The organism is Kocuria rosea (assembly GCF_023715525.1).
Lineage (GTDB): Bacteria > Actinomycetota > Actinomycetes > Actinomycetales > Micrococcaceae > Kocuria > Kocuria rosea_A.
Genome location: NZ_JAMBOG010000009.1, coordinates 12,196 through 30,783, shown reverse-complemented (window position 1 = coordinate 30,783; position 18,588 = coordinate 12,196). Strand labels below are relative to the sequence as shown.

At 73.4% G+C, this 18,588-nt stretch carries 20 protein-coding genes and 1 tRNA gene; 11 read left to right on the top strand and 10 right to left on the bottom strand.

Translation table 11 applies throughout. The features are described from left to right. Window positions 1-15: 15 nt before the first annotated feature. Window positions 16-88 (bottom strand) — tRNA-Thr (locus M3185_RS08185). Between the two features lie 229 nt (window positions 89-317). On the opposite strand from M3185_RS08185, the gene M3185_RS08180 reads away from it, so the two are divergent. Beyond that, complete coding sequence (locus M3185_RS08180) at window positions 318-1,046, top strand: HAD-IA family hydrolase (RefSeq protein WP_251333174.1); 729 nt, start codon at window positions 318-320, stop codon at window positions 1,044-1,046. Here the strand turns inward: M3185_RS08180 and M3185_RS08175 are convergent. The 4 genes from M3185_RS08175 to tmk are packed head-to-tail and all read right to left on the bottom strand — an operon-like array spanning window position 1,033 to window position 5,105. Then, window positions 1,033-1,611: a HutD family protein gene (locus M3185_RS08175; RefSeq protein ID WP_251333173.1), complete on the bottom strand. Its 579-nt coding sequence runs from the start codon at window positions 1,609-1,611 to the stop codon at window positions 1,033-1,035. The two genes, M3185_RS08180 and M3185_RS08175, sit on opposite strands and share 14 nt — an antisense overlap. A 31-nt stretch (window positions 1,612-1,642) precedes the next feature. Further along, window positions 1,643-3,223, bottom strand: a complete 1,581-nt coding sequence (locus M3185_RS08170; protein WP_251333172.1) for an alpha/beta hydrolase — start codon at window positions 3,221-3,223, stop codon at window positions 1,643-1,645. 32 nt (window positions 3,224-3,255) lie between these two features. Then, complete coding sequence (locus M3185_RS08165) at window positions 3,256-4,395, bottom strand: DNA polymerase III subunit delta' (protein ID WP_251333171.1); 1,140 nt, start codon at window positions 4,393-4,395, stop codon at window positions 3,256-3,258. Next, on the bottom strand, window positions 4,392-5,105 hold the full coding sequence (gene tmk / locus M3185_RS08160; RefSeq protein WP_251333288.1) for a dTMP kinase: 714 nt from the start codon (window positions 5,103-5,105) through the stop codon (window positions 4,392-4,394). The genes M3185_RS08165 and tmk overlap by 4 nt, the downstream gene beginning before the upstream one ends. A 104-nt stretch (window positions 5,106-5,209) precedes the next feature. Between tmk and M3185_RS08155 the strand changes: the two genes are divergently transcribed. Both M3185_RS08155 and M3185_RS08150 read left to right on the top strand, forming a co-directional pair. Beyond that, on the top strand, window positions 5,210-6,376 hold the full coding sequence (locus M3185_RS08155; protein WP_251333170.1) for a trans-sulfuration enzyme family protein: 1,167 nt from the start codon (window positions 5,210-5,212) through the stop codon (window positions 6,374-6,376). 9 nt (window positions 6,377-6,385) lie between these two features. After that, window positions 6,386-6,718 carry a DUF2516 family protein gene (locus M3185_RS08150; RefSeq protein ID WP_308222184.1) on the top strand — a complete coding sequence of 111 codons (333 nt, stop codon included), beginning with the start codon at window positions 6,386-6,388 and terminating at the stop codon, window positions 6,716-6,718. Window positions 6,719-6,748: 30 nt separating this feature from the next. On the opposite strand, the gene M3185_RS08145 is transcribed toward M3185_RS08150, so the two are convergent. Continuing rightward, complete coding sequence (locus M3185_RS08145; protein WP_251333169.1) at window positions 6,749-7,552, bottom strand: class I SAM-dependent methyltransferase; 804 nt, start codon at window positions 7,550-7,552, stop codon at window positions 6,749-6,751. Between the two features lie 97 nt (window positions 7,553-7,649). Between M3185_RS08145 and M3185_RS08140 the strand changes: the two genes are divergently transcribed. Then, window positions 7,650-8,408 carry a phosphoglyceromutase gene (locus M3185_RS08140; protein WP_251333168.1) on the top strand — a complete coding sequence of 253 codons (759 nt, stop codon included), beginning with the start codon at window positions 7,650-7,652 and terminating at the stop codon, window positions 8,406-8,408. A gap of 99 nt (window positions 8,409-8,507) precedes the next feature. Here the strand turns inward: M3185_RS08140 and phoU are convergent, their stop codons facing one another. Next, the gene (gene phoU, locus M3185_RS08135; protein ID WP_251333167.1) at window positions 8,508-9,200 is read right to left on the bottom strand and encodes a phosphate signaling complex protein PhoU; all 693 of its coding nucleotides are present in this window, start codon (window positions 9,198-9,200) and stop codon (window positions 8,508-8,510) included. Window positions 9,201-9,419: 219 nt separating this feature from the next. On the opposite strand from phoU, the gene M3185_RS08130 reads away from it, so the two are divergent. Continuing rightward, on the top strand, window positions 9,420-10,673 hold the full coding sequence (locus M3185_RS08130; RefSeq protein WP_251333166.1) for a sensor histidine kinase: 1,254 nt from the start codon (window positions 9,420-9,422) through the stop codon (window positions 10,671-10,673). After that, window positions 10,670-11,350 (top strand): winged helix-turn-helix domain-containing protein, encoded by a 681-nt coding sequence (locus M3185_RS08125; RefSeq protein ID WP_251333165.1) that lies wholly within the window; start codon window positions 10,670-10,672, stop codon window positions 11,348-11,350. The genes M3185_RS08130 and M3185_RS08125 overlap by 4 nt, the downstream gene beginning before the upstream one ends. A gap of 79 nt (window positions 11,351-11,429) precedes the next feature. Here the strand turns inward: M3185_RS08125 and M3185_RS08120 are convergent, their stop codons facing one another. Next, the gene (locus tag M3185_RS08120) at window positions 11,430-12,044 is read right to left on the bottom strand and encodes a hypothetical protein (protein ID WP_251333164.1); all 615 of its coding nucleotides are present in this window, start codon (window positions 12,042-12,044) and stop codon (window positions 11,430-11,432) included. A 157-nt stretch (window positions 12,045-12,201) separates the two neighbouring features. Between M3185_RS08120 and M3185_RS08115 the strand changes: the two genes are divergently transcribed. Both M3185_RS08115 and M3185_RS08110 read left to right on the top strand, forming a co-directional pair. Continuing rightward, window positions 12,202-12,684 carry a CarD family transcriptional regulator gene (locus M3185_RS08115; RefSeq protein WP_047803020.1) on the top strand — a complete coding sequence of 161 codons (483 nt, stop codon included), beginning with the start codon at window positions 12,202-12,204 and terminating at the stop codon, window positions 12,682-12,684. Window positions 12,685-12,894: 210 nt separating this feature from the next. Further along, window positions 12,895-13,701 (top strand): IspD/TarI family cytidylyltransferase, encoded by an 807-nt coding sequence (locus M3185_RS08110; protein ID WP_251333163.1) that lies wholly within the window; start codon window positions 12,895-12,897, stop codon window positions 13,699-13,701. 3 nt (window positions 13,702-13,704) lie between these two features. Here the strand turns inward: M3185_RS08110 and M3185_RS08105 are convergent, their stop codons facing one another. Together M3185_RS08105 and M3185_RS08100 are read right to left on the bottom strand one after the other, a co-directional pair. Continuing rightward, the gene (locus tag M3185_RS08105; protein ID WP_251333162.1) at window positions 13,705-14,628 is read right to left on the bottom strand and encodes a sugar-binding transcriptional regulator; all 924 of its coding nucleotides are present in this window, start codon (window positions 14,626-14,628) and stop codon (window positions 13,705-13,707) included. Between the two features lie 240 nt (window positions 14,629-14,868). Next, window positions 14,869-15,198, bottom strand: a complete 330-nt coding sequence (locus M3185_RS08100) for a histidine phosphatase family protein (protein ID WP_251333161.1) — start codon at window positions 15,196-15,198, stop codon at window positions 14,869-14,871. A 91-nt stretch (window positions 15,199-15,289) separates the two neighbouring features. Here M3185_RS08100 and M3185_RS08095 point away from each other — a divergent pair, with 91 nt between their 5' ends. The 3 genes from M3185_RS08095 (at window position 15,290) to srlE (ending at window position 18,556) form a co-directional block, all read left to right on the top strand. Continuing rightward, a complete protein-coding gene (locus tag M3185_RS08095) occupies window positions 15,290-16,558 on the top strand; it encodes an MFS transporter (RefSeq protein ID WP_251333160.1) in 1,269 nt (422 codons plus the stop codon). Between the two features lie 250 nt (window positions 16,559-16,808). Next, window positions 16,809-17,474: a PTS glucitol/sorbitol transporter subunit IIC gene (srlA, locus tag M3185_RS08090; RefSeq protein ID WP_251333159.1), complete on the top strand. Its 666-nt coding sequence runs from the start codon at window positions 16,809-16,811 to the stop codon at window positions 17,472-17,474. Between the two features lie 2 nt (window positions 17,475-17,476). Beyond that, window positions 17,477-18,556, top strand: coding sequence for a PTS glucitol/sorbitol transporter subunit IIB (gene srlE / locus M3185_RS08085; RefSeq protein WP_251333158.1), 1,080 nt, complete (start codon window positions 17,477-17,479; stop codon window positions 18,554-18,556). Window positions 18,557-18,588 lie beyond the last annotated feature (32 nt).

The following is an 18,588-nucleotide window of genomic DNA, read 5'->3' as shown; positions in this document are numbered from 1 at the left end:
CCTTCGTGCTGCGCGAGCCTCCTGTCGGAATCGAACCGACGACCTTTTCATTACGAGTGAAACGCTCTACCGACTGAGCTAAGGAGGCCTGCACGTCGCCGTCCGGGACGGGATCAGTGCACGTGAAACTGTAGCAGAGGACGCCACGCCGCCGTAATCGGCGCCCGGCGCGCCGCCGGGGGAGTTCGTTGCCTGTTCACCCGGGCTTCGACCGGGGCGCCTTACCGCGGCGCCGGCCGGGTCCGCACCATGGGGGCACACGAGGAGGAGGGTGCGGCGGTGCACCGCCCCGCCGCACCCACGACGGGAGGACCCCAGTGAGCATTCCGGCCGAGACCGCGCGAGGGCTGCGCCTGGCCTTCATCGACATGTCCGGGACCGTGTTCCACGACAACGGGCTCACGGAGCGGGCCTTCGCGCGGACCGTGGCCGGGCTCGGCGTCGACCCCGGCTCGGAGCGGTTCCGGCAGATGCTGGGCCACGTCCGCGGCACCCTCGGCCGGTCCCGGGCCGAGGTCCTCGAGCAGCTCTTCGCGGACGAGCCCCGGTGCGCGCAGCGGGCCGTGCGGGACCTCGGGCGCCACCTCGGCGAGCTGCTCGCCGCCGAGGGCGTCCGGCCCGTGGCCGGCGCCGAGCGGGCGGTTGTCAAGCTGCGGGAGGCCGGTCTCCGGGTGTGCCTGGCCACCGGCTACGACCGGCACACCCAGAACACGATCCTCGAGCAGCTCGGCTGGATGGGGCTGGCCGACCTCAGCCTGTGCCCCTCGGACGCGGGCCGGGGCCGGCCCTGGCCGGACATGGTGCTCACCGCCGTGCTGGCCCTGGACCTCGGCGACGTCCGCGAGGTCATGGTGGTGGGCGACACCGCCGCCGACGTGCAGGCGGGCCTGCGGGCCGGGTCGGCCGCCGTCGTCGGGGTCCGGACGGGGGCCCACGACGACGCCTCCCTGCGCGCGGCCGGCGCCCACGCGGTCGTCGACTCGATCCGGGACGTCCCCGCCCTCCTGGCCGACGCCCGCCGGGGCGCCCGGCTCAGGTCGGCGTGACGGGACCGGCGACCGGGTCCAGCGACACGACCGCCACGAAGCCCCGGCCCGTCAGCTCCGGGCCCTCCGGCTCGGTCCCGCGCACGGCGTCGTAGACGGCCAGCTCCGTGCGCCGCCCGCCGGCGGCCACGGCGGCGCGGCCGGTGAGCAGGACGGCGAGCTGGTCCGCGAACACGGGGTGCGGCCGCTGCTTCGACAGCTCGAGCACGACCACGTGCGCGCGCACGGCGTCCCGGTGCGCCAGGACGTCGAGGACGCGGACGGGGCCCGTGGGCAGGGCCGCGGGGAGCGGGACGTCCCCGGCCGTCCGTCCCGGGCGGTGGCGCTCCAGGGCCAGCTCCCCGCCGCCGGCGGACACGACCAGCAGCTCGCCGTCGACCACCGTCAGGACGCGCTCCGCCCCGGCGGCAGCCGGCAGCGCGCCGGGCCGTTCGACGTCGCGCAGGGACAGCGACCAGCCGTCGCCGGACGCGAGCTCGCGCGTGGCCCATCCTCCGGGCCGGGTGACGGGCAGGTCGGCGGCGCGCAGCACCGTCGTCCCGGGGTCGTGGTGCGCAGCGGTCACAGGGGCCTCCGAGGAGCGGGAGCGGACGGGATCAGGAACAGGTGGTGCCCTCGTCGGGCAGCGCGCCCTCGAGCAGGTAGCCGTCCACGGCCTCCCGCACGCACGGGCTGCCCGAGGTGTAGGCGGTGTGGCCCCAGCCGTCGTAGGTCAGCAGCCGCGCGGCGCCGAGCTGCTCCACGAGCGCCTCGGACCACGGGTAGGGGGTCGCGGGGTCGTGGGTGGTGCCGACCACCAGGATCGGGTCGGCGCCCTCGGCGTCGAGCGGGGCCGGGGCGTCGGCCGCGTCCACGGGCCAGCCCTGGCACGCGGCCTCCCCGTAGCCGAGATAGGGGCCGAAGGTCGGCGCCAGCTCCTCCAGGCGCTCCTGCTCCTGGGCCATCTGCTCGTCGGTGAGCGTCTCGTCCGGCTGGTCGAGGCAGTTGACCGCGGTGAACGCGAGGGTCGTGTTCGCGGTGTACACGCCCTGCTCGTTGCGCCCGTGGTTGTAGTCGGACATCGCCATCAGCTGGGAGAGGTCCCCGTCGAAGGCGGCGCGCAGGGCGTCGTTGAGCTGGGAGTAGTTCGCGGGGGAGTACAGCGGGACGAGGATGCCCTCGACCACGTTCGTGGCGGTGACCCGGCGGCCGTCGGGGACGGTCACGGTCTGCTCCTCGACGGAGGCGATGAGCTGCTGGATCCGTCTCGTCGCCTCCTCCTCCGACCCTGCGACCGCGCAGTCCCGGATCTCGGCCTGGCAGTACTGCACCCAGTGCCGCAGGTTCTCCTCAAAGCCCGCGGCCTGGTCCGCCACGGCCTGCGCGTTGCTCAGGGCCGGGTCCACCCCGCCGTCCAGGACCAGCCGGCCCACGCGCTCCGGGAACAGGTCGGCGTACCTCGCCCCCAGATGGGTGCCGTAGGAGAAGCCCAGGTAGGTGGTGCGCTCGTCGCCCAGCACGGCGCGCAGCACGTCCATGTCCCGGGCGGCGCTCTCGGTGTCCATCTCGGCGACGACGTCGCCGGAGTTCGCCACGCACTCGGCGCCGATCCGTTCGTACTGGTCGCGGATCTCCTGCGCGGGCTGGGTGCCGGGGTCGAACATCGGCTCGGCCCGCCACGCGTCCATCTCCGCGTCCTCGAGGCACCGGATCCCGGCGGAGCGGCTCACGCCCCGGGGGTCGAACCCGACCACGTCGTAGGCCTTCCGCACGTCGTCGGTGACCATGTGCTCGGCGTTGAGCATGGCGTCCACCCCGGAGACCCCGGGCCCGCCCGGGTTCAGCAGCAGGCTCCCGCGGGCCTGCCCGGCCGCGGGCAGCCGGGACATCACCACGGTGGTCGTCTCCCCGTCGGGGTCCTCCCAGTCCAGCGGCACCTCGACGTCGGCGCACTGCAGGTCCTCGTCCGCCCCGCGCGTGTCCACCTCGAACACGCAGTCCTCCCAGGACACGGTCTGCGTGTAGAAGGTGCGCAGCTCCTCCGGGACGCCCTCGACGACGGCGCCGCTCGCGCCCCCCGACGTCGGCTCGCCCGTCCCGGGCCCGGACGCGGCGCAGCCGCTCAGGAGCAGGGCGGCGGCGGTGAGCGCCGCGACGGAGGGACGGGCGCGGCGGAGGAGGGCGGGGCGTCGGCTCACGGGGGCTCCTTGGGGGTGGGAGACGGGCGGGGTCAGAGCAGGGAGACGGCCATCGCCTCGAAGGCCAGCTGCGCGCTGACGTTGGTGCGGATCCGGTCCCGGGTCCGGCTGATCGCGTCGATGCGGTGCAGCGTCTGCTCGGGGGAGGAGTTGGACGCGTGGTCCCGCAGCTGCTCGGCGAGGTGCTCGTTGACGAGGGCCGAGCCCGTGCGCAGCTGCAGGGTCAGGACGTCACGGTAGAACGTGGTGAGATCGATGAGGAAGCGGTCGAGCGTGTCGGTCTGGATCCGCCGGGACCGGCGCTTCTGGTCGGCCTCGAGCCGGTTGAGCGCCCCGCGGATCGCGGGGGGCACCCGCCCGGACTCCGGGGCGCCCAGGGCGACGAGCAGCTGCTTCTTCTCCGACTCGTTGCGCGCCTCGGCGTCGGCCTGGGACTCCTCCACGGCGATCTTGTGCAGCCGGTCCGCGGCGCGCACGGCGTCGGGCACCCCGGCGAGCTTCAGCGGCATGGACACGACCTCCTGCCGGCGCGTGCGGGCGTCGTCGTAGAGGGCCAGGCGCTTGGCGATCCCCACGTGGGACTGGGCCAGCCGGGCGCTCTCCTCCGCGCGCCGGCGCGGGACCCCGTGGCGGCGGATCAGCAGCTCCGCGACGTCCTCGACCGCGGGGACCTTCAGGGTGGCCGGGCGGCAACGGGAGCGGATGGTCACGAGCACGTCCATGGGGCTGGGGGCGCACAGCAGCCAGATCGTGCTGGGCGGCGGCTCCTCGATGGCCTTGAGCATCACGTTGGAGGTGCGCTCCACCATGCGGTCGGCGTCCTCGACCACCATGACGCGCCAGCGCCCGACCGAGGGCTTGTCCTGGGCGCGCACCACGAGCTCGCGCGCCTCCTCGATGGTGATCTGCGGGTTCTCGGTCACGAAGTGGGTGAGGTCCGCGTGGGAGCTCGCGAGCACCGTGCGGCACGCGTGGCACACGCCGCACCCGCGCTCGTCCGGGTCCGCCTGCTCGCACAGCAGGGCCGCCGCGAACGCGAGCGCCGCGTTGGAGCGCCCGGAGCCGGGCGGCCCGGTGAACAGCCACGCGTGCGTGGGCCGGTCCTCCCGGGCGGCGCGGCGCAGCTGCGCCACCACGGCGTCCTGGCCCAGCAGCTGGTCCCACACGCTCACGCGCCCACCTCCGCGGCCGGCCGCGGGTGCCCGGCGAGGCGGGCGTGCACGGCCGCGGCGACCTCCGCGGCGAGCTCCTCGGGGGGCCGGACGGCGTCGAGCACGAGGTAGCGGCCCGGGTCGCGGGCGGCCAGCGCGAGGAACGCCTGCCGGTTCGCGTCGTGGAAGGCGTCCGGCTCGGTCTCCAGCCGGTCGCCGTCGCGGCCGTCGCGCCGCTCGCGGCGGGCGCGCCCGGTCCCGGCGGGGACGTCGAGCAGGACGGTGAGGTCGGGCACGAGCCCGGCGGTGGCCCAGTCGTTGAGCGCGGCGACGCGGTCGACGCCCAGGCCCCGCCCGGCGCCCTGGTAGGCGGCGGAGGAGTCGGCGAAGCGGTCGGAGACGACGGTCCGCCCGGCGGCCAGGGCCGGGCGGATGAGCTGCTCGACGTGGGCGGCGCGGGCGGCGGCGAACAGCAGGGCCTCGGTGCGCGCGTCCACGGGCGCGTGCGCCGGGTCCAGCACGAGGCCCCGCAGCGTCTCGCCCAGGGGCGTGCCGCCGGGCTCCCGGGTGCGCACGACGTCGTGGCCCCCGGCGCGCAGGGTCTCCACCAGGCGCCGCACCTGCGTGGACTTCCCGGCGCCGTCCCCGCCCTCGAACACGACGAAGACCCCGCGCCCGGAGCGGGCGGGGGAGGGGGCGGCGGGGGCCGGTGCGGGGTCCGCTGGGGAGATCACCCTCCAAGAGTATCGACCCGGGCGGACGGCGGCGTGCCGCCACCCGCAGGACGTGGAGCGGGCGGGTCCGGACGGGTCCGGCGGGCCGATACCCTGGGGCCATGACTGCGCGCCCCGAGGACATCCCCGCCCACGACGCCGACCTGCGCCCGGACACCGTCGTGGTGGCCGGCGGGCGGCCCGCCCCCGAGCACGACGCCCCGGTCGGGCCCTCGATCGTGCTGACCTCCACCTACCGGGGCTCCGGCGAGCTGCGCGACGCCGACCGCGCCTACGGCCGGTTCAGCAACCCCACGTGGGAGGACGTCGAGGACGTGCTGGCGCGGCTGGAGCGGGCGGAGCTGCCCGGGCTGCTCTACGCCTCGGGCCTGGCGGCCATCGCCTCGGTGCTCTCCCTCGTCCCGGCCGGCGGTCGGCTCGTGCTGCCCCGGCACAGCTACCAGGGCTCCCTCGCACTGGCCTCCGACCTCGAGGCGCGCGGGCTCCTGAGCGTCACCACCGTCGACGTCGCCGACACCGAGCAGACCGTGGCGGCCCTCGAGGGCGCGGACGCACTGTGGCTGGAGAGCCCCACGAACCCCATGCTCGAGGTCGCGGACGTGCCCGCGCTGCTCGCGGCGGCCCGGGAGCGCGGGGTGCTCTCGTGCGTGGACAACACGTTCGCCACGCCGCTGGTGCAGCGACCGCTGGAGCACGGCGCGGACGTCGTGGTGCACTCGGTCACCAAGTACCTCGCGGGCCACTCCGACGTCGTGCTCGGCGCGGCCGTCACCTCCGACCCGGAGCTGCGCGGGCGGCTGAAGAAGCACCGCTCCCTGCACGGGGCGATCCCCGGGCCCTTCGAGGCGTGGCTGGCGCTGCGGGGGATGCGCACCCTGGCCCTGCGGGTCGAGCGCTCGACGACCACGGCCGGCGAGCTCGCCCGCCGCCTCGCGGAGCACCCCGCGGTGCGCGAGGTCCGCTACCCGGGACTGCCCGAGGACCCCGGCCACGCGCGGGCCGCCGCGCAGATGGACGGCTTCGGCTCCGTCGTCGCGATCGTCCCCGCCGGGGACGTCGGGGCCGTGGAGGCGGCCGTGGACGCCCTGCGCCTGTGGACGCCGGCGACCTCCCTCGGCGGGGTCGAGTCGCTCGTGGAGCGCCGCCGCCGCCACCACGAGGAGCCGCACAGCGTGCCCGAGACGCTGCTGCGCCTGTCCGTCGGGATCGAGAACGTCGAGGACCTGTGGGCGGACCTGGACCGCGCCCTGTCCGGGATCGACCGGTAGGCTGACCCCGTGGACATTCCCGGCATCATGGCCATCCCCTGGGTCTTCTATCTCGTGCGCTGGATCGACATCGCCCTGGCACTGGTCGTCGCGGGCCTCGCCGCCTGGGCCTTCGTGGACTGCGTGACGAAGGCGCCCATCCAGTTCCAGCGGGCGTTCAAGCGCACCAAGGGGTTCTGGCTGGCCCTCACGGGCGGCTCCCTCGCGTTCACGGCCTTCACGCTGCTGGTGCAGCGGCCCAGCCTGTTCATCCTGCTCATCGCGGGCACGGCCGTGGGCGTGTACCTCGCCGACGTCCGCCCGGCCGTGGGCCTGGAGTCCAAGGGTCCCAGCAACTGGTGAGCCCGCCCCGGGCCCGTCCGGCCCGGGCGCTCAGGGGGCGACGGCGGCCCAGCGCACGGTGACCTCCCCGAGCCGCCAGCGGGCGGGTCCGTCCAGCACGGGCCAGCCCTGCTCCCGCACCGTGCGGCACGCCGCGATCCACCGCTGCCGGTGGCCGAAGGCGGCCAGGGGGGCGGCCGCGAGCCACGCGGCGTCGAGCGCGGCCAGCCACGCGTGCACGCGCTCGCCGAGGACGTTGCGGTGGATGAGGGCCTTGGGCAGCCGCTCGGCGACGTCGGAGGGCCGCTCGACCGCGCCGAAGCGGCACGAGAGCGTCAGCGTGCGCGGGCCCTCCGGGCCCACGCAGATCCACGCGGCGCGCCGGCCGATCTCGTCGCACGTGCCGTCCACGAGCACCCCGTCCGGGGCCAGCCGGTCCCGGACCATGTCCCAGACCCCCGGGACCTCGCCGACCGGGTACTGGCGCAGCACGTTGAACGCGCGCACGAGCGCAGGAGCCCGCCCGTCGGTCGGCAGCTCGAACCCGCCCACCCGGAAGTCCAGCCCGGGGCCCGCCAGCGGCAGGGCCGCGGCGACCCGCGCGGGGTCGATCTCGATGCCCAGCACCTGCGCGTCGGCGCGCACGGGGCGCAGCCGGTCGCGCAGCTCCACCGCGGTCGTGGGGGAGGCGCCGAAGCCGAGGTCCACGACGAGCGGGTCGGCGGCCCCGCGCAGCACCGGGGCGAGGGGGCCGGTGAGGTAGCGGTCCACGCGGCGCAGCCGGTTGGGGCCGGTGGTGCCGCGGGTGGCGACGCCCACGGGGCGGGCGGGGCGGGACAGGAGCAGGCTGGGCACGGGGGACCACTGTAGCGGCCCCGGCGCCGCGGCACGGGCAGCGCCTCCGTCGGCGCGCGCTTTCAGTGCAGCGCCGCCCCGGTGGAAGAATGAGGGCATGGCTACTGAATCAGCACCGTACAAGCTCGTCCTGCTGCGCCACGGGCAGTCCGACTGGAACGACAAGAACCTGTTCACCGGCTGGGTGGACGTGGACCTGACCGAGAAGGGCCGCGCGGAGGCGGTGCGCGGCGGCGAGCTGCTCGTCGAGAAGGGCATCGCCCCGGACGTGCTGCACACCTCCCTGCTGCGCCGGGCGATCACCACCGCGCACCTGGCCCTGGACCGGGCGGACCGGCACTGGATCCCCGTCAAGCGCTCGTGGCGGCTCAACGAACGCCACTACGGGGCCCTGCAGGGCAAGGACAAGACCCAGATCCGCGAGGAGTACGGGGAGGAGCAGTTCATGGTCTGGCGCCGCTCCTACGACGTCCCGCCGCCCGAGCTGGAGGACTCCTCCGAGTTCTCCCAGGCCGGGGACCCCCGCTACGCCGACGTCCCGAACCTGCCGCGCACCGAGTGCCTCCAGGACGTGCTCGAGCGCTTCATGCCGTACTGGGAGGACGAGATCCTCCCCGACCTGCGCGCCGGGCGCACCGTGCTGGTCGCCGCGCACGGCAACTCGCTGCGCGCGCTGGTGAAGCACCTCGACGGGATCTCGGACGAGGACATCGCGGGGCTGAACATCCCCACGGGCATCCCGCTCTACTACGAGCTGGACCACAACTTCCGCCCGGTGGTCGCCGGCGGCACCTACCTCGACCCCGAGGCCGCCGCGAGCTCGATCCAGGCCGTGGCCAACCAGGGCAAGAAGTAGCCCGCACCCACGACGTAGGCGGCCCGGCACCACGAGCAGTGGTGCCGGGCCGCCGCCGTCGTGCGCCCCCGGGGTCGCGGGCTCAGCGGGCGGGTGCGCTCACGCGTCGCTGCCGAGGTGGCCGTGGCCGGTGGGGCGGTCGGCGGTGGGCGCCACCCAGTCGCCGGTCACGAGGTAGGAGACCTTGCGGGTCACCGACACGCCGTGGTCGCCGATGCGCTCCAGGTAGCGCGAGCACAGGGTGACGTCCACGGCCGTGGGCACGGACGAGCTCCAGTTCGGGTCGGCGAGGGCCTCGAAGACCGACTGGTGCAAGGTGTTGATCTCGTGCTTGAGGGCGTAGATGTCGTCGGCGAGAGTCAGGTCGCGGGTGCTGAGGACCTGGATGACGCGGTCGACGATCTGCAGGTCGAGGTCGATCATCCGGGTGAAGGTCCCCACGAGGGACTCGGGGATGACCGGCGCGGGGTAGCGCAGCCGGACCAGCTGGGCCAGGTGGCGGGCGAGGTCGCCCATGCGCTCGAGGGACGCGCTCATCCGCAGGGCGCCCACGATCATCCGCAGGTCCGAGGCGACCGGGCTCTGCAGGGCCAGGATGTCGATGGAGCGCTCGTCGAGGTCGTTCTGCAGGAAGTCGATCCGGGCGTCGTTGGAGATGACCTCCTCGGCGAGCTGGATGTCGGCGTTGAACAGGGCGTCCTTGGAGCGCTCGAGGGCCTCGCGCACGAGGGTCGCGATCTGGATGAGCTCCTCACCGACCTGGTGGAGTTCTGCCTGGAAAACCTTGCGCACGGATGCGTCCTTTCGAGATGCGGCGACGCCCTCCGGCCCCGCGCCCGGGCGGCGCGCGACGGGGGGCGGGATGACGGCGGGGCGGGTGCGGGCACACCCGACGCCACGGTCACAGCCAGGGATGAACTTTCGCCCATCCTAGGGTGAACGTCCGTTGAACCTGTAGCCCGTGACGTCCCCCGCGGTCCCGGGGCGCAACGGTGCCCCTAAGCTGGATCCGTGAATCCCACTGCCATCGCCGTCCTCGCGGGTCTGATTGGTTTCGCCCTAGGGGTGAGCGGGCTGGTCGCCCTCCAGATGAGCGCCCGCGGGCGCCGGGCCCGCGCCGACGTCCAGGAGCCCGTCCTGCCGGACGGCGCCGCCGACGTGCTCTCCGTGATCGGGCGCGCCTACGTGGTGGTCGACGGCGTCGACGGCGTCGTGCGCGCCTCGCCGGCCGCCTACGCGTTCGGGCTGGTGCGGGGCCACACCGTGGTGCACGAGCAGATGCTGGAGATGATCCGCCGGGCCCGCCGCAGCGGCGTCATCGAGGAGCGGCGCGTCGAGCTGGGCCGGGGGCCCTTCCAGACGGGCACCGTGGTGCTCGACGTCCGGGTCGCGCCCATCGCGGAGGAGTACATCCTGCTGCTGGCCGACGACCAGACGGAGATCGTGCGGGCGCAGTCGATCCGCAACGACTTCGTCGCCAACGTCTCCCACGAGCTCAAGACCCCCGTGGGCGCGATCGGCCTGCTCGCCGAGGCCATCGAGGGCGCCGCCGAGGACGAGGAGGCGGTGCGCCGCTTCGCGCGGCGCCTGCACAAGGAGTCCGCGCGCCTGACCGCCCTCGTCCAGGACATCATCGAGCTCTCCCGGCTGCAGGGCGCCGACGTGGTCACCGAGGGCCGCCCGGTGGACCTCCAGCGGGTGGTCGCCGACGCCGTGGACCGCAACCGCTTCCCCGCGGAGAGCCGGCGGATCGACATCGTGGTGGGCGGGCGCGTCACCCGCCCCGTCTATGGCGACCCCGACCTGCTGGTCACGGCCCTGCGCAACCTCATCGACAACGCGGTGCGCTACTCCCCGGAGGGCACCCGCGTGGGCGTCGGCGTGCGGGAGCGGGACGGCATGGCCCAGATCTCCGTCACCGACCAGGGCCCGGGGATCCCGGAGGACGAGCAGGACCGCATCTTCGAGCGCTTCTACCGGGTGGACACGGCCCGCTCCCGCCAGACCGGCGGCACCGGCCTCGGCCTGAGCATCGTCAAGCACGTCATGTCCCAGCACGGCGGGGAGGTCACCGTCTGGTCCCAGGCCGGGCGCGGCTCCACCTTCACGCTGAGCATCCCGCAGATCGAGGACGCGGACGACGCCGAGCACCCGGCCCCCGGCGCGGCCTCCGCGGCGACGGCCGCGCCCCGCACCCCCCAGGCAACGACCCCACGGCCGCCCGCCACCGCGGCACCGGCCGGGAACACGGAGGACCGACAGTGACACGCATCCTGATCGTCGAGGACGAGGAGTCCCTCAGCGACCCCCTGGCCTACCTGCTCGGGAAGGAGGGGTTCGAGGTGCAGGTCGTGGACAACGGGCTCGACGCCGTGACGGAGTTCGACCGCACCGGGGCGGACCTGATGCTGCTGGACCTCATGCTCCCCGGCCAGTCGGGCACCGAGGTGTGCCGGCAGGTGCGGCAGCGCTCCTCCGTGCCGATCATCATGCTCACCGCCAAGGACACCGAGATCGACAAGGTCGTGGGCCTCGAGCTCGGCGCCGACGACTACGTCACCAAGCCCTACTCCTCCCGCGAGCTCGTGGCCCGCATCCGCGCGGTCCTGCGCCGGCAGGCCGAGCCGGAGGAGCTCGTCGCGGCGACCGTCCACGCCGGGCCCGTGCGGATGGACATCGAGCGGCACGTGGTCAGCGTCGACGGCGAGCCGGTCGCCATGCCGCTCAAGGAGTTCGAGCTGCTGGAGATGCTGCTGCGCAACGCCGGGCGCGTGCTGACCCGCGGCCAGCTCATCGACCGGGTGTGGGGCTCCGACTACGTGGGGGACACCAAGACCCTCGACGTGCACGTCAAGCGCCTGCGCGCCAAGATCGAGCCGGACCCCTCGTCCCCGCGCCACCTCGTGACCGTGCGGGGGCTGGGCTACAAGTTCGAGCCCTGAGCCGCCCGCGCCCCGGACGGGCGAGGGGCCCGGGGACCGATCGGTCCCCGGGCCCCTCGCCCGTGCGCTCCGGCGGGCGTCAGTGCCCGCCCGCGGCCTCGTTGCCCTGACCGGCCTCGCCGTTGTCCTGGCTCTCCGGGGCCTCCTCGCCGCCGCCCTCGCCGACCTGGCCCTCGACGAGCGCCGGGGTGTTGGACGGGTTGGCCGGAGTGGTGGGCGCGCCGCCCGGGATGAACTCGGCGTAGCGCTCGAAGGTGTGGTCCAGCACCGGCACGGACTCGGTCCCGGACTCGCCGGAGGCGCTGAACTCGGTCTTGACCATGCGCCCGGGGTCGGCGCCGGCCGGGTCGAGGATCACGGGCGTCTCGTTCTCGAGCAGGTACGTCTCACCGGCGGGGACCTCGACCTGCGCGGTGGCGCCGCCGGCGTTCACCGACACGGTCACGGGGTCTCCCGAGATGTTGCTGATGCTGCCGAGCAGGCGGCCCGGGGACTCGGCGTCCTTGGCCACGATCAGCATGTCCGTCAGCTGCACCGTGCTCATCTCGAGGACGATGCCGTCCGCGGGCGCGTACCCGACGTCGGCCGTGGCGACCGGGTTGATGGCGCTGCACCCGGTGGCGGACAACAGGGCGGCCACGGCGGCGGCACTCAGGCCAGCGCGCTTCAGCTTCTTGCGGGCGGCGATCTTCACGGCGCGTACTCCTCGGGAGCTCAGGACGGTGTCCTGTCCAGCCTATCCGTCTGCCGACGGATCGTCTGCATCGCCGGGGTCCGGGCAGGCCCCTCCCGGCCGGATCGGCGAACCCTACACCATGTTAGAATGGGAGTTCTGAAAGGGGTATTTCCATATGGTTTTTGAGGTTGGCGAGACGGTTGTCTACCCGCACCACGGTGCGGCGACCATCGAGGAGATCAAGACCCGCACCATCAAGGGCGAAGAGAAGATGTATCTCAAGCTCAAGGTGACCCAGGGCGATCTGGTGATCGAGGTTCCCGCGGAGAACGTGGATCTGGTGGGCGTGCGCGACGTCGTCGACGAGGACGGCCTGAAGAAGGTCATCTCCGTCCTCCAGGCGAAGGACACGGAGGAGGCCAGCAACTGGTCCCGCCGCTACAAGGCCAACCTCGAGAAGCTTGCCTCCGGGGACGTCCTCAAGGTGGCCGAGGTCGTGCGCGACCTGTGGCGCCGCGACCGCGACCGCGGCCTGTCGGCCGGGGAGAAGCGGATGCTCACGAAGGCCCGCCAGATCCTCACCTCCGAGCTGGCGCTGGCCAAGAAGATCGACGAGGAAGAGGCCGAGAAGCGCCTCGACGACATCCTCGCCTCCTGATCCCCGCGTGACCGGCGACGCAGTGCGCTCCACGACGACGGCGGACCCGCCCACCCCGGGCGGGTCCGCCGTTTCTCGTGGACCCGCGGCGCTCGTGGGGCGTGCCGCTCCCCGGGGGCGTGCGGGTGCGGTCGTGCTAGGGTTCTCGTCGTCCTGGCCAGGAGCCTCCCCGGCCCGCCGCCAGGCCCCCACGCACGTCCTGCCATTGCGGTGCGACACCTGCAGTGCGCCGAGCAGAAACGAGGTCCCGGTCTGAGCGGAACCCTGGCGGTCGTCCCGTGCTCCTCGGCCTTCACCCGCCTGCGCCCGGGAGCGTGCCCCTTCACCACCTCCGCCCTCAGGGGACGGAGCGTCTTCGCGCACGCCCTCGCCACCCTGGCCGAATGCCCCTCCGTCACCGACGTCGTGGTCCTCACGGACGACCGGAGCCGTCCGGAGATCGACGAGTGCCTCACCGGTCCGCTGAGCGGGACGCGCGTGCACCTGCTGCCGCCCGCCCGCCCCGGGGCGGAGGTCGCAGCGCTGCTGGCCCACTGCTCCCGGCTGGCCGCGGAGCACGGCTACCGCAACGTGGTGGTCCACCGGCTCTCCCACGCCCTGGCGAGCCCCCGGCTGATCGGGTCGGTGGTGGAGGCCCTGGAGTCGGGCCACGACGTCGTGGTCCCCGCCATCCCGGTGGTGGACAGCATCAAGGTGGTCCGTGACGACGGGTCGGGGCTGATCTCCGACGCCGTGGACCGCGACCAGGTGAGAGTCCTGCAGAGCCCCTGGGGCTTCTCCGCCGAGGCGCTGGGGCATGTCGAGGGCCTGCCGCCCGTCCGCACCGAGGACCCGAAGAGCGGGGAGACGTCGGTGCGCAAGGCGTTCGTCACGCTGGCCCACGGGATCGCGGACCGCATGGGCGGCGAGGTGACGGTGCTCCCCGGGGAGATGCAGGCGATTCCCATGATCGCCCTGGTGGACGTGATCCGCGCGGAGATCTTCCACGAGGGCAGCGCCGCCTTCCGGAAGCTCTGAGCGCTACACCTGCAGCAGGCCCTCGCCGAGCTCGGCGTCCACCACGAGGACGTCGATCAGGCCGCCGCGCAGGGCGCCGTGCACCGCCCGGACCTTCTGGGCGCCTTCGGCCAGGGCGACGACCGTGGGGATGGACCTCAGGGTGTCCAGGTCGATGCCGATGACCCGGCTGTCCGCCGGGGAGCTCACCAGGCGGCCCTCGGCGTCGAAGAACCGGGTGCAGGCGTCCCCCACGACGGGGGAGCTCTCGAAGCTCTCGGCCTCCGCGGCGGTGAACTCCATGGCCTCGACGATGGCGGCGGTGGAGCCGTGGTGGACGCTGCCGATGCCGATGATGGCGATGTCGGCCTTGCCGGCGTCGTCTAGCACCTGGCTGATCGACGGTTCGCCGAGCAGCGCGTCCCGCACCTGCGCCGACCGCACCACGGCCGGGGCCAGGAGGGGGCGGTAGTGCGCGCCCAGCTTCGTGGCCAGGCCGCGGGCCACGGCGTTGGGGTTCTGGCTCGCGTCCACGGTGGAGAACCCGCCCACCAGGGGGAGGACCTCCAGGTCGGGGTGCGGTGACCCGTCCTGGAGGTTCGTTACCAGCGACTGCACGGTCCGTCCCCAGGACAGCGCGACCCGGCGGGCATCTGCGAGGTTGTCCTGCAGCCAGGCGGCCCCGACCGAGCCCACGGCGTCCAGGGGCGTCCGGTGCACGCCGTCCACCGCCACCAGGCAGGCCCTCAGGCCGAACTCGGCCTGGAGCGCGTCCTCCAGCTCGTGACCCCGCACCGCCGGCTCGTGGATCCGGATCTCCACGATCCCGGCCTCCCGCGCGGCGGTGAGGATGCGGGAGACGTTGGACCGGCTGACGCCCAGCGCCCGGGCGATGTCGCTCTGGGGCCGGTTCTCCAGGTAGTACATGCGTGCGGCACGAGCGAGCATGGCTGATTCACGGGGTGCCGGCATGCACTGCTCCACTGGGAAGTCGGCGGGATCGCATCGGCACGTCCGGGAGCGCGGCGGCCGCACGGACCGGTTCGGCGAGGCGCCACCGCGGGGAGCCGATGCCCCGGGGGAGTGGCCGGTCGTGTCCTGTTCCCCTCAACGCCCCGGCCTCCATGCGTGAAGTGTACAACGGCCGCATTCCGGGGCCCCCGCGGCGGCGGGGGCTGCGGCGGGGGCTCAGGCGAGCGGTGCGCCGGCGGGCTCGGCCGGGGCGTGGGTGCCGATGCTACTGGGGGGTGCGCCCATCCAGGTGCGGCACGTCCAGGGGCGTGCGCCCTGGGGGGTGGCCTGGAGGGCCGCCACGCCGGTGTTCTCCAGCGGGCGCCGTTCCAGGGTGGCGGCGTCGAGGTTGTCCGCCCGCCGGGCGCTCCAGCAGCGGATGGCCGTGCCGTGGCCGACCACCGCCACGGTGTCCTGCCCGGCCGCCCAGGCGGGCGAGGGCTCTTGCCCCGTGGCGGGAGCACGACGACACTGGCAGGCGTCACGGCGCACGCGGAGTCCGCTCACCGGCCAGCCGCCTGCGACCGGCCTCCTGACCGGGTGCGCCGACGGCCCCAGCAGTGTTCTCCCTCGTGACCCCACTCGACGAGGAGCCGGCATGGTCCCCAGCGATCCGCCCGCCGCGGAGGGGCGGGTCGCGCGCCTGCTGCGGCTTCAGGGCATCTCCCGGCCGATCGCCTGGGGATTCGTGGCGCTGGCCGTCTTCATGGTCGGCGACGGCATCGAGACCGGCTTCCTGTCCCCGTACCTGGACGCCGTGGGCTTCTCGAGGGGCGATGTCGCGACGCTGCGGGCCGCCTACGGCGTCGTCGTCGCCACGGCGGCCTGGCTCAGCGGCGCCCTGGCCGAGGCCTGGGGACCCAGGCGCGTCGTGCTGGTCGGGTTCGGGATCTGGTGCGCCTCCGAGACCGTCTTCCTGGGGGCAGGCCTGGTGCAGCGGAACTTCACCGTCATGCTCATCGCCTTCGCCGTCCGCGGGCTGGGGCATGCGATGTTCGCCTACGGATTCCTGGTGTGGGTGACCATGGGCACCCCGGCCGCGATGATGGGCCGGGCCGTGGGGTGGTACTGGTTCTTCTCCACCCTGGGCCACGGCGTCATCGGCTCCTACCTCGCCGGGGCCGCCATCCCCCTCATCGGCGAGCTGGCCACCCTGTGGCTGTCGCTGGCCTTCGTGGGCGTGGGCGGGCTGATGATCCTCTTCCTGCTGCGCGACCCCCAGGCCGCCCCCGTCACCGTCGGTGGCAGCCTCCGAGGCCTGGTCAGCGGCGTCGCCGTCGTCGGTTCCCACCCCCGGGTCGGCCTCGGCGGGATCGTGCGCCTGATCAACACGCTGTCCTTCTACGCCTTCGTGGTGTTCCTGACGACCTACATGGTCCGCGACGTCGGCTTCGGGACCGCCCAGTGGCAGGTCGTCTGGGGCACGATGTCCGCCGCCAACGTCGCCGCGAACCTGCTCTCCGGATATCTCGCCGACTGGCTCGGGCGCGTCCGGGTCGTGGCCTGGGCCGGGGGGGTCGGCTGCTTCGCCACCGTGCTGGGCCTGTACTACGTGCCCACCCTGCTGGGCCCCCGCCTCGGCCCCACCGTGGCGGTGGCCGTGCTCTACGGCCTGGCCCTGGGGATGTTCGTCCCGCTCTCGGCGATCGTCCCGCTCCTGGCTCCCGGCCACAGGGCGGCCGCGGTGGCCGTGCTCAACCTGGGGGCCGGCCTGAGCCGGTTCCTCGGGCCCGTCGTCGCCGGCCTCGTCACCCCGATCGGCATCGAGGCCACCGTGTGGATCATCGCAGCCCTCTACCTGGTCGGTTTCGGACTCACGTTCGCCCTCAGGACGACGGGAACCGGCTCCCGGGACCCGGAGGCCTGAGGCCTGCCGGCCGGGAACGGGGATCCCGGCCGCAGTGGAAGGCGCCAGGACGGGGCGCGTGGGGATCTGCTGCCGTCCGGGGCCGCGGTAACAACTCGCCCCTCTCTTGTCACCGTTCGGGGGATCGTGTTAGATGGATCACATGCACATATGGGATGATAGTTAATCACATATGTGCATGTGAGGACTCTCTGAGCGCCGAGCACGCTCCCATCCAACCGGCCGGAAGGCCACGAGCAGAGGAGTCGCCGTGATCACACAGCTCCTGGCTACAACGCAACCCATCGCTCCACCGCCCGGTCAGGACAACCCCGTGCTCGGGGCCCTGGACTGGGCGGCCACGAACTTCATCGGGCTCTTCAACGAGGCCGGCGAGACCTTCATGAGCCTCGTCACCGGGATCCTCCCGACCCTGCTGGTGCTGCTGACGACGATGTACGCCATCACCACCTGGGTGGGGGAGGAGCGCATGGACCGAGCGATCCAGCGCTCCGGCAAGTACGCCATCACGCGGTACACGGTCATGCCGATCCTCGCCGTGATCATCCTGACCAACCCGATGTGCTACTCCTTCGCGAAGTTCCTGCCCGAGCGGCAGAAGCCCGCCTTCTACGACTCGGCCGTCTCCTTCGTGCACCCGGTCACGTCCTTCTTCCCGCACGCCAACGCGGGGGAGCTCTTCGTCTGGACCGGTGTGGCCTCGGGCGTCCTGCAGGCCAGCGAGGCCTCCTACGCCCGCCTGGCGCTGCTCTACTTCCTGGTCGGCATCGTCGTGATCTTCATCCGCGGCATGGTCACCGAGTGGATCACCCGCCTGATGATCCGGCGCACCGGCAGGTCGGAACTGTTCGACGAGTTCGACCGCCACTTCGCCGCCAGCAAGCCCGGCGTCACTGCGGCCGTGAAGGAGGCCTAGGCATGAGCGAGAACAGCAACGCTGCCCAGCGCAGCGACGAGAGCACCCAGTACCGGTCCGTGACCGTCAACCGCGGCGGCGCCGGCTGGGGCAAGGGCCTGCACCTGACGCCCACCCCGGAGAAGAACATCGTGCTGTCCGTGACCGGCGGGGGCATCCACCCGGTCGCCGCGCGGATCGCGGAGCTGACCGGGGCCGAGGCCGTGGACGGCTTCACGACCACCGTCCCGGACGAGTCGGTGCTCGCGGCCGTGATCAACTGCGGCGGCACCGCGAGGATCGGTGTCTATCCGCGCAAGAAGATCGCCACGGTCGACGTCTATCCGGGCGAGCCCTCCGGGCCCCTGGCGCAGTTCATCACCGAGGACCTGTTCGTGTCGGCCGTCGGTGTGGACCAGGTCCAGCCCGCGGACGGCGAGCAGCCGGCCACCGCCGTTCCTCCGGTCGACGCGGGACAGCCCACGGCGGCGTCGACCCCCTTCGCCCGTCCTCCGGCCAAGGAGCGCCTGGCGCAGACCGCTGAGGCCATGGGCGGGAGCAAGGGCGGGGGCGCGTTCTCACGCTTCGTCGTCAGCTTCGGCTCCGCCATCGGCTACTTCATCAACACGCTGCTCTCGGCGGGCCGCCAGGCGGTGACGCTGACCATCCAGACCATCCTCCCGTTCATGGTCTACGTCAGCCTCCTGATCGGCATCGTCACCTACACGGGTGTGTCCGAGTGGATCGCCCGGGGCGTGCAGCCCCTGGCCAGCAACCCGCTGGGCCTCATCCTGCTGGGGTTCATCACGGCGATCCCGATCCTCTCGCCGATCCTGGGGCCCGGGGCGGCCATCGCCCAGGTGGTGGGCGTGCTCATGGGCACCCAGATCGCCCAGGGCGCCCTGCCCGTGCAGTACGCCCTGCCGACCCTGTTCGCCATCAACGGCCAGGTCGGGTGCGACTTCGTCCCCGTGGGGCTGTCGCTGGGCGAGGCCAAGCCCGAGACCGTGGCGGTGGGCACGCCGGCGGTGCTGTTCTCCCGCATGATCACCTCCCCGCTGGCCGTGCTCATCGCCTGGGCCGCCAGCTTCCTGCTGGTCTGAGAGGGACGACACCGATGGATCCGATCCGAACC